The following is a 14,893-nucleotide window of genomic DNA, read 5'->3' on the forward strand; positions in this document are numbered from 1 at the left end:
TGCCGAGCATTAATCCGGGGATCAAGTTTCCCGGTCAGTCGGCCGGCTGTTGCGCCAGCGCCTCACGGTCTTGCTTCTCGCTCATGCGCCGGAACCAGGTCGAGAGCAGTGCCCCGGAAATGTTGTGCCAGACGCTGAACAGCGCGCTCGGCACCGCCGCCAGCGGCGAGAAGTGCGCACTGGCCAACGCCGCGCCCAACCCCGAGTTCTGCATGCCGACTTCCAGTGCCAGCGACTTGCGCTGCGCCAGTGGCAGCTTGAACAGGCGTCCGGTGAAGTAACCCAGCAGGTAGCCGAAGCTGTTGTGCAGCATCACCACGGCCATGATCAGCAGCCCGGATTCGGCAATCTTCGCCTGACTGGCGGCCACCACGGCGGTGACGATGATCACGATGCTGACCACCGACACCAGTGGCAACACGTCCACCGCGTGGCGCACCTTGTCGCCGAGCACGCGTTGCGCGACCACGCCGAGCACGATCGGCAGCAATACTACTTGCAGGATTGACCAGAACAACTCCATGAACGACACCGGCAACCACGCCGACGCCAGCAGCCAGATCAGCGCCGGGGTCAGCAGCGGGGCGAGCAGGGTGGTGACAGCGGCAATCGCCACTGACAGTGCCAGATCGCCGCGGGCCAGCCAGGTCATGACGTTGGAGGAGGTGCCGCTTGGGCAGCAGCCGACCAGAATCACCCCGACGGCGATTTCCGGTGGCAGATGGAAGATCTGGCAGAGCAACCACGCCACACCGGGCATGATCACAAAATGTGCGACCACGCCCAACGCCACACGCCACGGATGGCGGGCGACGGCAGCAAAGTCGTCAAGTTTGAGGGTCAGCCCCATGCCGAACATCACCAGCCCCAGCAGCGGCACGATCGCACCCTTGAGACCGAGAAACCACGCCGGTTGCAGGAACGCGATCACGGCGAAAATCAGAACCCAGTAAGCGAAAGTGTTGCCGACAAAGCGGCTCAGTGCAGCCAGTGCTCGCATGGCGTGTTCCTTATTATGTGAAAGCGTTAGGAAGCTAAGCATACGGTGCCAGCAAAAAGATCGCAGCCTTCGGCAGCTCATACAGGAAAACACATTCCAAATGTAGGAGCTGCCGAAGGCTGCGATCTTTGCTTTTTCAGGCGCCCTCAATAAAGGAGGGCGCCGGAGAGAGGTTTAGATCCCCTGCGGAGTCTCTTCCCCGCCCAACGCTTCCACCAGCGCCGGCAGGAAGTCGCCAAAAGTCAGCATCATCAGGGTGAAGCTGGCGTCCAGTTGGCCCAGGGCCTCGTCGCCACCGTCCTGTTCTGCCTGATCCTGCAGCAGGTCTTCGAACTTCAGGCGTTTGACGGTCATCTTGTCATCGAGCATGAACGACAGCTTGTCTTGCCAGGCCAGCGACAGCTGAGTGACGACTTTGCCGGTGCTCAAGTGCAACTGAATTTCTTCGCTGGTCAGGTCCTGACGCTTGCAACGCACGATGCCGCCGTCTTCGTGGGTATCGCGCAGCTCGCATTCGTCCAGCACGAAGAAGTCCGGTGCTGCTTGCTGGGTGGTGACCCACTCGGTCATCACCGCGGTCGGCGCGGTTTTCACGGTCAGCGGACGCACGGGCAGGGTGCCGAGCACTTCACGCATTGTGGAGAGCAGGTCTTCGGCGCGTTTCGGGCTGGCCGAGTTCACCAGGATCAGGCCCTGTTTCGGTGCGATGGCAGCGAAGGTCGACGAACGACGGATAAAGGCACGCGGCAGGAACGCCTGGATGATTTCATCCTTGATCTGATCGCGTTCTTTCTTATAGACCTTGCGCATTTGCTCGGCTTCGATCTCTTCGACCTTTTCCTTGACCGCGTCGCGCACGACGCTGCCCGGCAGAATACGTTCTTCCTTACGTGCAGCGATCAGCAGGAAGTCGCCGCTGACGTGCACCAGTGGCGCATCTTCGCCCTTGCCGAACGGCGCGACGAAACCGTAGGTGGTCAACTCCTGGCTTGCACATGGACGCGCCAGTTTGGTGGCCAGTGCAGTTTCCAGCGCCTCGGCATCGACAGGCAGGTCTTGGGTCAGGCGATAGATCAGCAGGTTTTTGAACCACATGGGGTGAGTCTCTCCTTTATACAAAGGGGGGCATTATTGTCTTCGCCGTGGCATAGGCCAACCCTTCTCTAAGCCTTTGGAAGGCCTGAGAAAATTAATTAAAAAAGTGCTTGCCAGAGGTTGGGTCGCTCCGTAGAATGCGCGCCACACCGAAGCGAAGGGTGATTAGCTCAGCTGGGAGAGCGTCTGCCTTACAAGCAGAATGTCGGCGGTTCGATCCCGTCATCACCCACCATTCGTTTCAAGTGTTTAGCGCAGCGGTAGTTCAGTCGGTTAGAATACCGGCCTGTCACGCCGGGGGTCGCGGGTTCGAGTCCCGTCCGCTGCGCCATATTCGGTAACCTGGACCACTGAACGCCAGGTCACCACGGAAAAACCCGCTGAAGCGGGTTTTTTTCTGTCTCACGTTTGTACCTTGTTCCATCGGGTTTGTGTCGTTTCACCGGTTTTCGGATTTATTTGAAAAAAAACTTCAATTAAATCAACACTTTACGAAAACTTGTGGCATAATGCGCCCCGTAACGAAGCGAAGGGTGATTAGCTCAGCTGGGAGAGCGTCTGCCTTACAAGCAGAATGTCGGCGGTTCGATCCCGTCATCACCCACCATTCGTTTCAAGTGTTTAGCGCAGCGGTAGTTCAGTCGGTTAGAATACCGGCCTGTCACGCCGGGGGTCGCGGGTTCGAGTCCCGTCCGCTGCGCCATATTCGGTAACCTGGACCACTGAACGCCAGGTCACCACGGAAAAACCCGCTGAAGCGGGTTTTTTTCTGTCTCACGTTTGTACCTTGTTCCATCGGGTTTGTGTCGTTTCACCGGTTTTCGGATTTATTTGAAAAAAAACTTCAATTAAATCAACACTTTACGAAAACTTGTGGCATAATGCGCCCCGTAACGAAGCGAAGGGTGATTAGCTCAGCTGGGAGAGCGTCTGCCTTACAAGCAGAATGTCGGCGGTTCGATCCCGTCATCACCCACCATTCGTTTCAAGCATTTCGCGCAGCGGTAGTTCAGTCGGTTAGAATACCGGCCTGTCACGCCGGGGGTCGCGGGTTCGAGTCCCGTCCGCTGCGCCATATTCGGTCACCTGGACCACTGAACGCCAGGTCACCACGGAAAAACCCGCTGAAGCGGGTTTTTTTCTGTCTCACGTTTGTACCTTGTTCCATCGGGTTTGTGTCGTTTCACCGGTTTTCGGATTTATTTGAAAAAAAACTTCAATTAAATCAACACTTTACGAAAACTTGTGGCATAATGCGCCCCGTAACGAAGCGAAGGGTGATTAGCTCAGCTGGGAGAGCGTCTGCCTTACAAGCAGAATGTCGGCGGTTCGATCCCGTCATCACCCACCATTCGTTTCAAGTGTTTAGCGCAGCGGTAGTTCAGTCGGTTAGAATACCGGCCTGTCACGCCGGGGGTCGCGGGTTCGAGTCCCGTCCGCTGCGCCATATTCGGTCACCTGGACCCACTGAACGCCAGGTCACCACAGAAAGCCCGCCGAGTGCGGGCTTTTTGCTGTCTGCGATTTAAGAATTTCTGCAATGCCTGTGTGGTGAGGGGATTTATCCCCGATGGCCTGCGCAGCAGGCCCATAGTCTTGAAGCTGGGGCTGCTTCGCATCCCATCGGGGATAAATCCCCTCACCACAAATCATCTCCTCGTCTTCTCACTATTCGGCATTGCGACTGTGCCGATAATCGCTCACCGCCTCATACACCGCTTTACGCAAGCGATTGATCCCGCCAATCGGCCGATGCGCCTCGATACCAAACCACGGATTGAACGACAGGTTGTCGCATGCCAGATTTAGCGCCGGCGTGTCGAAGTCCTGCGCCGGCAGGGTGATCCGTGCCACTGTCTCGAACGCTGAATCCTGCTCGCGCCACTCGATGCTGGTGTCCTCGATGGGCATGTACTTGTTCGCATCCTGGCGCTGAATCTGCAGCACGAAACACGCCGGTACCCGATCTGTCGACAGTTGTTGGTTCAAGGCGCTGCGCAGGAAATTCGGCAGGTCGTGATTTTGTGCGGGCAGGGTGTAGGTCGGGCAGTTGTCCGGATCCGGCGCAACGCGAAACTTGGCATTGGCCTCGCCAAATTTGTAAGGCGATACCGAAAAGTAGGTGGTCGCGGTCGGGCTGTCCGGCGGCGGTGACAGAGTCGCCAAGGCGATGAGCAGGTGACGGATCTGCCAGGTGCGCGGATCCCAACCGGGGAAAAACGCCATGATTTTTTTGCCGTCAGCCTGAGCAGCCACATTTTGACGGTACTCGGCGACATCGCTGACGAAGAAGTTCGGATGGCTGAACATCACGAAGTCTTGTTCGCGGCGCACCGGAAGGTCGTCGAGCAGCTGCTTGCCGGGGACATCGAGCAGCTTGATTGCCATCCCCCGGGCGTCGCGGATGCTGTCGAACTGCGGGTAGGCGTTGCCATTGGACAAGCGAATCAGCGCCTGCCAGGTTTTGCCCGGTTCGCCGAAAACACCCTGGCGCAGCGCTGGCGTCAGTTCTGGCAACACCGTGACCTCGGCTTTTACGCAACCGTGTGCCTTGGCATGCGCATCGCGCAAGTAGCGTGTGCCTTCGCGGTGTTGATCGACGATACGCACGGCGGTCTGGATCACGTCCTGGGTCATGGCCGCTTCACCGGCGGGAATCTGTTCCTGCGCCGACACCGGACCTCTGTGTTGCCAGATGAACCACGCGCTCGCGATCGCCCAGCCCAGCAGGCCGACAATCAGCAGGGCCAGCAGGGTTTTGCCCAGCAGTCGCCCCAGCCACAGCCAGAAGCGGGCGAGAAGGGAGGGTTTTTTGTACGAGTTGATCATCATGGCAGTTGCGCCTCCAATGGCCCGCCCAATACTTTCAGGTACTCCAGCAAGGCCCAGCGTTCTTCCGGTTGCAGCAGGCGGCCGATAACCCCATTGCCGCGCTCGCCAGCGCGGAACTCGTGGCCGCTGTTGTGGTTGCCGGTGATTCGCGTATCGAACAAAAAGCCGTTGGTGAAGGCTTCGGTGCGATAACCCAGATGGCGCGGGTCATACTCGAACGAACCCTTATAGAAAGTCGTCGCGCGCTCATCCTGCGGCGACAGCAACTGATAAAGGCTTGGCACCGAACCGTTGTGCAGGAACGGCGCGGTGGCCCAGACGCCGGCCAGTGGCCTGGCCTTGTAGGCAACCTTTTCACGCACACCGATCGGCAGGCCGAAGCCGTCGAGTTGTGGCTTTTCCTCAGCGGTGACGCCGGCCTCGCGATAGGCACGGTTCTCGACGAACGCGGTGACGTAGGCCAGGCCCTTGGCCACCGACAGCTGGCTCAGATCCAGTGGTTCGGTGGGCGTCGGATGCAACTTCACATCCATCTGTTCGAGTTCTTTCAGGTCCCATTGCAGCGGGGTCAGGTCGAAACGGTGGGTGGCAATATTGGTCGCGGCATTCGGGTCGGTGCCGATCACCTCGACCGGCAACATGTGCAAGTGCTGCACCCAGCGCTCGCCTTCCTGAGTCTTGCGCGGCACGTGGCAACCGGCGCAGTTCTCGGCAAACAGCGTGCGGCCCTTGGCGGCCAGCGGTTTGTCGATGGCGCCCAGGACATCTTCCGGCCAGGCTGGTGGTTGCAGGCGTTGCAGGGTTTCCTCGATTGTGTGCAGATCGCGTACGCGCACACTCGAGGCATAACGCGCATCGCCTTGCAGCGGCTGGCCGTTGCTGTCGAAGAAATTCAGCGTGGCGCCGACGCCCAACGCTTCACCGATGTTGCGCGCCATCGGTTGCTGCGCCGAGCCGTTCCACTGCACCCAGTCGAAGGTCCACATGTCCCACAGTTGCGGGTAGTCGACCGGGGCGTTCGCCACGCGGTAGTTGGCGGGGGAAATTGCGTCGCCGAAGGTGGCGTTGGCAATGCGGCCGAACGCATCGGTGCGTCCAGGGCCTTCTTCGGTCGGGTAGAGGCCGCGATGGGTATCGTTCCAGGCGACTTTGAGGAAGGTGTTCAGCGATTGCTTGACGTCTTTGCGCAGTTGCTCGCGGCGCGGCTCGTAGTCATCGCCCAGAACATTTCTGGCGAAGCGTTCGAATTTCCACGGGTTGTAGTAAGTCGAGGTCAGACTGGCGACCAATGCCTGCCCGAAACTGCCGCCGCGCAACGTAGGAACGCTGGAAGGCAAAACATGCTGCGCCGACCCGCCGTCGATCCGCACGGCCTGGCCGTTGAAGCGCAGTTCGCCGGTGTGGCAGGCAGCGCAGGTGATATCGAGGTATTGCTCGGTACCGCCGGAGTTCTGATGGCGCGCGAAACCGACCGGCAGATTGCCCGGATTGTTCGGCGTGGCTTTCTGCTGCGGATCAACCAGAAAACCGAAGCGTGCGAGGTATTCCGGGGACGCGAAACGCTGCTGCGAGAAGGGCAGCTCCAGCGCCTGGAACCATTCATAGCGCAGGCCTTTGACCTGCGTCCCTTGCGGGGTGAAATAGTAAGTCTGGCGCTCCTCCTCACTCCACTGTTGCAGGTAATGCACCTGCTGGGCCGGGGTATAGAAGGGCAGTTTCGGGTTGGCGATGTAGTACAGAATCACGGCCAGGACCAGGCCCAGCAGTACCACGATCAGAGTCAGCACACGGAATAAGAGGCGCAAGATAAACATCCTTGTCGAGTTGTTGCGCTGTTATGCCTCAGCTGCTGCAGGTGCGGCAAGTGGCCATTACGCCAACTGTCGTAGGAAGTCTCGTCAGCCCTTGTCAGGCCCAGATGACAGAAGCTTCATCGTCGCTTTGCCCGAATGCGTTTTAATCCCTGAACTTATCGGACGTTTCCTGCTCTCATGCCGGTAGCCATTGGTCGTGGCGGCCTGATAAGCTCGCGGCTTTACTCGATTGCCCTTTCGGCGCATGAACAAGGAAATAGCATGAAACAGCATCGGTTGGCGGCGGCGGTAGCCCTGGTTAGCCTGGTCCTCGCGGGTTGTGATTCGCAGACCAGCGTAGAGCTGAAAACCCCGGCGCAAAAAGCTTCCTACGGTATCGGCCTGAACATGGGCAAGAGCCTTGCTCAGGAAGGCATGGATGATCTGGACTCCAAAGCGGTAGCCCAGGGCATCGAAGATGCCGTCGGCAAGAAAGAACAGAAGCTGAAAGACGAAGAACTGGTCGAAGCTTTCGCCGCGCTGCAAAAGCGTGCCGAAGAGCGTATGGCCAAGATGAGCGAAGAGTCGGCAGCCGCCGGCAAGAAATTCCTCGAAGAAAACGGCAAGAAGCCTGGCGTTACCACCACCGCTTCCGGTCTGCAGTACGAAGTGGTCAAGAAAGCCGACGGCCCGCAGCCCAAGCCGACCGACGTAGTGACTGTTCACTACACCGGCAAGCTGACCAACGGCACCGTGTTCGACAGCTCCGTGGAACGTGGCAGCCCGATCGATCTGCCGGTCAGCGGCGTGATCCCGGGTTGGGTTGAAGGTCTGCAACTGATGCACGTTGGCGAGAAGTACAAACTGTACATCCCTAGCGATCTGGCTTACGGCGCGCAATCGCCAAGCCCGGCAATCCCGGCCAACTCGGTTCTGGTCTTCGACCTGGAACTGCTGGCCATCAAGGATCCAGCCAAAGAAGACGCCGCTGCCAAGTAACAGGCATCGGTAACGGCTTCGCCAACAACGCCTCGCTTATGCGGGGCGTTGTTGCATCTGAAGGATGGCGCAGGTAAACAGAGCGAACGGATGCCGCTGACAGCAGTCCTAGAGATTGAGGCCACCGTGGGTAGACGTCCTGAGCCGCCAAGTCAATGAAATATTGGGTTTTTTTATGTGAGTAAAAAACGCCCGATCTGAGCGAAGCCCTTATGAAACGGGGCTCTCAGCGCTGAAATGCAGCTCTGTTCACAAGGTTATCCACAATTTGTGTGGATAACATTTCAACGGGAGAAATAGATGAAAGCGCCGTGGAATTTCGCCCGGTTTCTGCCTCTGGCGGGACGCCTGCTGGCCCGTGGCCGGCTGCCGACTCTGCTGTTCGCCGTGGCGAGCAAGGGCGCTGCGCAAGGTAATCGCCTGGGCAAGCTCAAGGATGATCTGCGCTTGCTCCAGGCCTTGTGTCTGGCTTACTGGCGCGGCGAGTACCGGGCGATCAGTCCGAAGGCCATCGTTTCGGTGGTGGCAGGGTTGATGTATTTCCTCAGCCCGGTGGACGCGATCCCGGATTTCATCCCCGTCTTCGGCATGCTCGATGACATTGCTGTTCTCGCCTGGCTGATGAAAACCCTCGACGACGAACTCGCTGCCTTCCGGCTCTGGCGCAATCGACAACAGCCGGAAAAACTCGCAGTGGTCGAACGTTTGCCCGATACCCCCGAGCAACTTCAACTGCAGGGCCCGAAAAAAACCTGATTCACCTCGCCTGCAGGCAGATTGATACCCCCCCGCGACCTTGGCCGCTGTTAGGATTACACTTCTAGGGAAAAGTGCCGACTCGCTAAGTGTTGTTGTCCTACGGGGTAGTCATGGATATTCAGATAATTGCACGCGATGGCGAACCCGAATACGCGGTTCTGCCATGGGGCCAGTATCAGGCTCTACTGAAAGCAGCAGGCATCAACGACATACCGCAGCAGCAGGCGCCAGCGCCGGCCGCCGCAGCGCCAGACCCGATTCTTCCAGGTCTGGATCAACTACGCAGTTTGCGCGAAGGGAAGGGCATCGCCATCGAGGCGCTGGCCCGCACGGTAGGCATCAGCCCGTCTTATCTGGCCATGATCGAAAGCGGCGAGCGTCAACCTGACGCCGCGATTCGCCGCAGCCTGGCCTGGGAACTGACGGTGCCGGGTTGGAGGGATGAATCGTGAGCGTACGCATCAGTCGTCAACATTGGGACGGATTGCTGGGGGAGCTGGATCAGGCGCGCAGGCAGCGCCATCTGTTGACCTATCGAGCCTTGCTCGAACGTTTGCAACTGCCGACGCCGGCGATGCAGACGCTGACCGCGGCACTTGAGCATCTGGCCGCACTCGACGCCAAGGCCGAGCAGCCATTGCGCAGTTCGCTGGTGATCAGCCAAGGGGCCAGTCGTTTGCCACGAACCGGTTTTTTTGAATGCGTTGAACGTCTGGGACGTTTCTCCGGGCCATCCGATGGCGTTGCGGCTGCCTCTTGGCATGCGTCGGAAGTGGTCAGGGTCTTCGAATACGAGTACCCGGAATCGGCGGAGGCCTGAGTGTTCTTTCGACTCAAGGCGTCAGCCAGTTACTGGTTGGCCCGCAGGCTGTTTCACTGGTCGTGGTTCGTCCGCCAGCCCAGAGGCTGGCGCTGGCTCGAAGGGCAGTTTGCGCGCATGGCCAATCTGGGCGATGTCGGTGCGCAAAGCTTTTATGGGCACATTCTGACGTTTCGCGGTGTTGGCCTGGGCGCCCGCGAAGAAGGTGTGCGGCTGTTGCGTCTGGCGGCGCTCGCCGGCGATGGCAAAGCGGCTTATCAGGTCGGCGTGATCAGCCTGGCCGGTACTCCGGGCAAAGCGCCGGATCCGACAGAAGCGGCGCGCTGGTGGACGCTGGCCGCCAAGGCCGGCCACCCGTTGGCCGAGCTCAAACTCCAAGAGTTGAGCGCTCGGGCTTAAACCCAGTAAATCATTTTGTATCGTCCGATAAACGTGGCGTGAGGGAAACCTCACGCCACGTTTGCGTTTATCGCCATACGTTTTGTAGTAATCAGTCCTTTGCAGATTTGTCCTACAGCAAAAGCCTACTCGCCTGACTTCTTTCCTGATTGATCCCCCGCAAAGTCCCCGCGCCTAATTTTTGCGCGAGGGAACGTTCATGTTTGACCCGGTTTTTCATTCCACCCCGCATCGTTGCGTGCGCTGATGGAAGCCGTCAGCCGTATCGAGCAGGAACTCGACAGCTTTCCCGACACCCTCAGCCTCTATCGCCAGCAGCTTGAACACTGGTTCAGCAGAGCAGCGGATCAGGTCAGCCACGCGGCGGATCTGCCGTCGCTGATGGGCATGGAGCGGATCATCCGTTTCGGTGATCGCATCACCGCTGTCAGCACAGGAGACAGTGAGTTTGCCTCCGGCGTCGTGCAGTGCCCGAAAAGCGGGGTGCTGACGATCGAGAGCAAATTCGAGTCGGTGTACGACATTCCGCTGGGCGACATCGTGGTCGATGTGGTGGCGGTGGATGATGGCCAAATATTCCCCGTCCGACTTGATGCGCAAGGCCGGGGAACATTCACCGGGACGCCCGGCAAGTTCTATCGCGTGCAGGTGCACAGCGACGTTACCTCGGAGCAGATCGAGGCGCTGTTCAAGTCCTACGACGGTTTGACCGGCAATCTGGAGGGCTGGCTGCGCAGCGAGTGGCAGGGGTTCAAGCCGCAGTGGTCGCAGTCGGTGGCGACAGCGGCAGGCAACGGCATGCTCGCCGGGAGCTGGGCGGCGATCGAGGGGGTGTGGGACAGCCTCGGCATGCTGTCGGAAATTCTGCAGGATCCAGGCGCGTTTGCCGATCGCCTTGGAAGCGGCGCGGCCGATCTGATCCGCCTCGCAGAATCAGCTCCGGATGTCATGCAAAAGCTGCAGTTGCTGGTCAGCGATGAGGCGGCGCTGTGTTTGCTGCTGCGCAGTGCGAGTCTCTGGCTGGAGATGCTGCCGCCCAGCCAGATCGCCGGCAAAACCGCTGAAACGGCGTCGATGATGATCGTGCAGCTGCTGCTCGATGTGCTGATCGGCGTTGTGTTGACATTCGTCGGGGCTGGCGCAGGGATCGCTTATCTGACGCTACGTCTGGCGGATCGCGCCGCCCAGCTGCTCACGGTTGTGAAACGTCTGGTCAAGGCGATGTTCGGCATCGTCAACACGTTCATCCATTACATCGACCAGTACAAAACCGTCGCCGCGCGAGGCATTGCCGCCGGCGTTAAAAAGGGCCGCATGCAGTTGCGCTGGGATGCGAAGCGCAACGCCGCCCTGAAGAAAAACGAGCATCACGACGACTCGCCGGAACAAGCGAAAAACCCCAACGGCGACAGCGCCGATTGCGCGCCGCTGACCTGCACCAACGGCTGCCCGGTGTCGATGGTCACCGGCGAAGAACTGCTGACCCTGACCGATGGCAGGCTCGATGGCTTGCTGCCGTTCGAGTTCACCCGGCTGTATCGCACCAGCGCGGTGGAGATCGATGTCGGGCTGGGGTTTGGCTGGAGCCATTCGCTGGCGCATCGGCTGGAGTTCGCTGGCGAGGCGGTGGTCTGGGTCGATCACGAGAATCGCCGCACGCGGTTTCCGTTGCCCAGTGTTGAACGGCCGCAGATCCACAACAGCTTGTCGCGGGCGGCGATTTTTCTCGGTGATGAGCCGGAGGAACTGATCCTCGCGCTGGCGGGGGAGGCGGCACGGTTTTATCACTTTCGTGCCGGGCGGCTGACGGCGGTCAGTGATGCATATGGCAATCGTCTGACGGTGCATCGCGATCATTCCGAGCGTCTGCAGCGCCTGGATAACGGGGCCGGGCGCTCGCTGCTGTTGCGCTACGACCGGGCACATCTGGTGGCAGTTGATTACCAGGTGTTTGAGGCGGGTGGCTGGCGCACCGAGCAAACGCTGGTCAGTTATTGCTACGACGCCCGTCAGCGATTGTTGGCCGCGACCAACGCCGTCGGTGACAGCGAGCGTTACGACTACGACGATCAGCACGTCATCCTGCAGCGGCAACTGAGCGGCGGCGCGAGCTTTTTCTGGGAGTGGGAACGTTCCGGCAAAGCCGCGCGTTGCGTGCGCCATTGGGCCTCCTTCGCGCAGATGAATACGCGGTATGTCTGGGACGACAGCGGCCGCGTCACGGTGCATTACGTTGATGGCACCGAAGAAACCTACGTCCACGATGACAGCGCGCGGCTGGTGCGCAAGGTCGAGGCTGATGGCGGTGAGCACCTCAAGGCTTATGACGCTGCGGGCCGGGTGATCGCCGAGCAGGATCCGCTGGGTGCGGTCACCGAATACCGCTACGACGACGTCGGACGGCTGATCGCGCTGCTTCCGCCGGACAATGAGCCAACGTCCTACGAGTATCGCAACGGTTTCCTGCACAGCCGTTCTCGTGGTGACGCGGTCTGGACGTATCGGCGCAACGCCGAAGGGGATGTCACCGAGGCGGTCGATCCTGACGGCCAGGTCACCCATTACTACTACGACACGCGCGGGCAGTTGCTGTCGATCCGCTATCCGGACAGCAGCCGGCACAAGTTGTCGTGGAATGACCTCGGCCAACTGATCGAGGAAACCCTGCCTGACGGTGGTGTGCGGCGTTTTTCCTACGATGCGCTGGGACGACGGACGACCACTTGCGACGAACACGGTGCCGTCACTCGCCAGCAGTGGGATGCCATTGGCCGACTGGTTCAGACGACGTTGCCTACAGGCGCCACCCGCGCCTACAGCTACAGCGTGTACGGCCAGGTCACGGCCGAGCGCGACGAACTCGGGCGCATCACCCGTTACGAGTATGACGACGACCTGCATCTGGTCTCGCGCAGGATCAATCCCGACGGCACGCGGGTGCAGTATCGCTACGACCATGCGCAACTGCTGCTGACGGAAATCGAGAACGAATCCGGCGAAAAGTACCGACTGGACTACACGCCTACCGGATTGATCCGACAGGAAACCGGCTTCGACGGCCGGCGCACCGCATACGCCTACGACCGTAACGGGCACCTGCTGGAGAAGACCGAGTTCGGCGACGACGGCTCGACGCTGGTCACTGCCTACGCGCGTGATGCGGCCGGGCGTCTGCTGCTGAAAACCCTGCCCGACGGAGTTCAGGTCGAGTATCGCTATGACCGCCTGGGCCGGTTGATCGGCGTCGATGACGGCCAGCAACATCCACTGGCCTTTGAATACGACCTGCAGGACCGGCTGATCACCGAGCATCAGGGCTGGGGCACCCTGCGTTATGCCTATGACGCCTGCGGCCAGCTCAAACGCCAGCGTCTGCCGGACAACAGCAAGCTCGACTATCACTACGCCAAGGGCGGCGCGCTGACCGCCATTGACCTTAATGGCACGCGGCTGACCAGCCACGTCTATCAATCGGGTCGTGAACAACAACGCCAGCAAGGCCTGCTGCTCAGCGAATACGCCTACGACGACCAGGGCCGTTTGCTGGCCCACGCTGTAGGTCATCAGCACGCTTCGCTGTATCGCCGCGATTATGCCTACAGCGCCAACGGCAATCTGGAACACATTGCCGACAGCCGTCACGGTCAGCGCACCTACGGCTACGACGCCCTCGACCGCTTGATCCGCGTACGTCATTCGCGCGACGAACTGCCGGAAGCCTTCGCCCACGACCCGGCCGGCAACCTGCTGATGCAGGACCGTCCCGGCCCCACCCGGATCAAGGGCAATCGCCTGCTGATGCAGGGCGACCGGCATTACGACTATGACGCCTTCGGCAACCTGATCCGCGAGCGTCGCGGCCGCGATCAACTGCTGATCACCGAATACCGCTACGACTGCCAGCACCGCCTGATCGGCCTGACCCGCCCGGACGGCCAAACCGCGACCTACCAATATGACGCTTTTGGTCGACGCATCCGCAAGACCGTCGACGGCCACAGCACCGAGTTCTTCTGGCAAGGCGACCATCTCGTCGCCGAAAGCAGCAAGGTCCAATACCGCAGCTACGTCTACGAACCCGGCACCTTCCGCCCGCTGGCGCTGCTCGACGGTAAAGGCCCGAAACGCGCCTGCCCGTTCTACTACCAGCTCGACCACCTCGGCACCCCGCAGGAACTGACCGATTACAGCGGCGAAATCGTCTGGTCGGCGCAATACGACGCCTACGGCAAAGTCGCAGCCATCACCCTCGCCGGCGAGGACTACCTCGACCAGCCGCTGCGCTTTCAGGGGCAGTATTTCGACGCGGAGAGTGGGCTGCATTACAACCGGCATCGGTATTACGACCCGAGGTTGGGACGGTATCTGACGCCGGATCCCATCAAGTTGGCAGGTGGGTTGAATCAGTACCGGTATGTGCCGAATCCGACGGGGTGGGTGGATCCGTTGGGGTTGGCTTGCAATCCGTGTCCGGGGGCAATACAAGCTGAAGGGCCTTACAGCGAGATAGTTCCAGGTGGGGGCTTGGCTGCGCATGAGGCTCAGGGCGGACATCTAATAATCAAACATATTGGTAGAACAGATGCGCAGTTAGCCCAAAGATTAATGGCGGAGCCACATATTCCAGCAGCTTCTACATTTTCCAACCGCGCCGGAGCTGAGGCCGCTGTTTCAGAAGCTTTGAGGGTGAATGCGCAAAAGGTGCAAGATTTTTTAAATAGCACAAAGGGAAAGACAACTATCACCCACGATCTCAACCAGCCGGTGGGAGTGAGCTTGCTGAATGGCGCCACACATCCTCGGTCGGCACTAAAACTCCTGCTAGTTCTGAAAAAAGACCCTACACTCCCTTTGGGATATTTTTTGCTGACCGGATTTCCAGAACTATGAATCAAGAATTTCCCGAGCTTCACGACTTTTTTGGGGCCTACTTTCATCAAGATTGGCTAATAGAGTACGACACCCCCGATAAAGTTATTGCTGACTTCTTACAAACCTCAGATCCGGAAATAATACTTTTGGTTTGTGAAGAGTTGCAGTCTTTGCTGAGTCAAGATAAAGATGAGGTGACGATAAGAGATTACTTGTTGAGAGATCTCAGTTGCTACTACTGCTATTGGAATAAGTGGACTTCCGGTCAAGAATGGTTAAGCCACGTGCTGGCTATGCTGCAAAGTGGAAAAAATTAGAGTGAGT

The 14,893-nt window shown here is 59.4% G+C and carries 11 protein-coding genes and 8 tRNA genes; 15 read left to right on the forward strand and 4 right to left on the reverse strand.

Features of this window, described 5'->3' with window-relative positions:
- Positions 1-34: 34 nt before the first annotated feature.
- Together HXW87_RS12440 and rdgC are read right to left on the reverse strand one after the other, a co-directional pair.
- Positions 35-1,000, reverse strand: a complete 966-nt coding sequence (locus tag HXW87_RS12440; protein ID WP_047292912.1) for a bile acid:sodium symporter family protein — start codon at positions 998-1,000, stop codon at positions 35-37.
- Between the two features lie 174 nt (positions 1,001-1,174).
- On the reverse strand, positions 1,175-2,095 hold the full coding sequence (gene rdgC / locus HXW87_RS12445; RefSeq protein WP_003223096.1) for a recombination-associated protein RdgC: 921 nt from the start codon (positions 2,093-2,095) through the stop codon (positions 1,175-1,177).
- 159 nt (positions 2,096-2,254) lie between these two features.
- Between rdgC and HXW87_RS12450 the strand changes: the two genes are divergently transcribed.
- The 8 genes from HXW87_RS12450 to HXW87_RS12485 all read left to right on the forward strand — a co-directional run bounded on the left by HXW87_RS12450 (position 2,255) and on the right by HXW87_RS12485 (position 3,542).
- Positions 2,255-2,330 (forward strand) — tRNA-Val (locus HXW87_RS12450).
- A gap of 19 nt (positions 2,331-2,349) precedes the next feature.
- Positions 2,350-2,426: transfer RNA gene (locus HXW87_RS12455), tRNA-Asp, on the forward strand.
- Between the two features lie 200 nt (positions 2,427-2,626).
- Positions 2,627-2,702, forward strand: a tRNA-Val gene (locus tag HXW87_RS12460).
- A 19-nt stretch (positions 2,703-2,721) separates the two neighbouring features.
- Positions 2,722-2,798: transfer RNA gene (locus HXW87_RS12465), tRNA-Asp, on the forward strand.
- 200 nt (positions 2,799-2,998) lie between these two features.
- A tRNA-Val gene (locus HXW87_RS12470) sits at positions 2,999-3,074 on the forward strand.
- Positions 3,075-3,093: 19 nt separating this feature from the next.
- Positions 3,094-3,170, forward strand: a tRNA-Asp gene (locus tag HXW87_RS12475).
- A gap of 200 nt (positions 3,171-3,370) precedes the next feature.
- A tRNA-Val gene (locus HXW87_RS12480) sits at positions 3,371-3,446 on the forward strand.
- Between the two features lie 19 nt (positions 3,447-3,465).
- A tRNA-Asp gene (locus HXW87_RS12485) sits at positions 3,466-3,542 on the forward strand.
- A gap of 221 nt (positions 3,543-3,763) precedes the next feature.
- Here HXW87_RS12485 and HXW87_RS12490 read toward each other — a convergent pair.
- Both HXW87_RS12490 and HXW87_RS12495 read right to left on the reverse strand, forming a co-directional pair.
- Positions 3,764-4,927 carry a catalase family protein gene (locus HXW87_RS12490; RefSeq protein WP_239778991.1) on the reverse strand — a complete coding sequence of 388 codons (1,164 nt, stop codon included), beginning with the start codon at positions 4,925-4,927 and terminating at the stop codon, positions 3,764-3,766.
- On the reverse strand, positions 4,924-6,732 hold the full coding sequence (locus HXW87_RS12495; protein ID WP_239778992.1) for a di-heme-cytochrome C peroxidase: 1,809 nt from the start codon (positions 6,730-6,732) through the stop codon (positions 4,924-4,926). Before HXW87_RS12495 ends, HXW87_RS12490 begins: the two co-directional genes overlap by 4 nt.
- A 270-nt stretch (positions 6,733-7,002) precedes the next feature.
- Here HXW87_RS12495 and HXW87_RS12500 point away from each other — a divergent pair, with 270 nt between their 5' ends.
- The 7 genes from HXW87_RS12500 to HXW87_RS12530 all read left to right on the forward strand — a co-directional run bounded on the left by HXW87_RS12500 (position 7,003) and on the right by HXW87_RS12530 (position 14,886).
- Positions 7,003-7,719: an FKBP-type peptidyl-prolyl cis-trans isomerase gene (locus HXW87_RS12500; protein WP_007966725.1), complete on the forward strand. Its 717-nt coding sequence runs from the start codon at positions 7,003-7,005 to the stop codon at positions 7,717-7,719.
- A gap of 300 nt (positions 7,720-8,019) precedes the next feature.
- The gene (locus HXW87_RS12505; RefSeq protein ID WP_041071886.1) at positions 8,020-8,475 is read left to right on the forward strand and encodes a YkvA family protein; all 456 of its coding nucleotides are present in this window, start codon (positions 8,020-8,022) and stop codon (positions 8,473-8,475) included.
- Between the two features lie 113 nt (positions 8,476-8,588).
- Positions 8,589-8,930, forward strand: coding sequence for a helix-turn-helix transcriptional regulator (locus HXW87_RS12510; RefSeq protein ID WP_041071888.1), 342 nt, complete (start codon positions 8,589-8,591; stop codon positions 8,928-8,930).
- Complete coding sequence (locus HXW87_RS12515) at positions 8,927-9,298, forward strand: hypothetical protein (protein ID WP_003223109.1); 372 nt, start codon at positions 8,927-8,929, stop codon at positions 9,296-9,298. Before HXW87_RS12510 ends, HXW87_RS12515 begins: the two co-directional genes overlap by 4 nt.
- Positions 9,299-9,697, forward strand: coding sequence for a sel1 repeat family protein (locus HXW87_RS12520; protein ID WP_239778993.1), 399 nt, complete (start codon positions 9,299-9,301; stop codon positions 9,695-9,697).
- 246 nt (positions 9,698-9,943) lie between these two features.
- Positions 9,944-14,587, forward strand: coding sequence for an RHS repeat-associated core domain-containing protein (locus HXW87_RS12525; protein WP_239778994.1), 4,644 nt, complete (start codon positions 9,944-9,946; stop codon positions 14,585-14,587).
- Positions 14,584-14,886, forward strand: a complete 303-nt coding sequence (locus HXW87_RS12530) for a contact-dependent growth inhibition system immunity protein (RefSeq protein WP_121184442.1) — start codon at positions 14,584-14,586, stop codon at positions 14,884-14,886. Before HXW87_RS12525 ends, HXW87_RS12530 begins: the two co-directional genes overlap by 4 nt.
- Positions 14,887-14,893 lie beyond the last annotated feature (7 nt).

This window comes from Pseudomonas sp. Y5-11, assembly GCF_022368695.1.
Classification (GTDB): Bacteria; Pseudomonadota; Gammaproteobacteria; order Pseudomonadales; family Pseudomonadaceae; genus Aquipseudomonas; species Aquipseudomonas parakoreensis.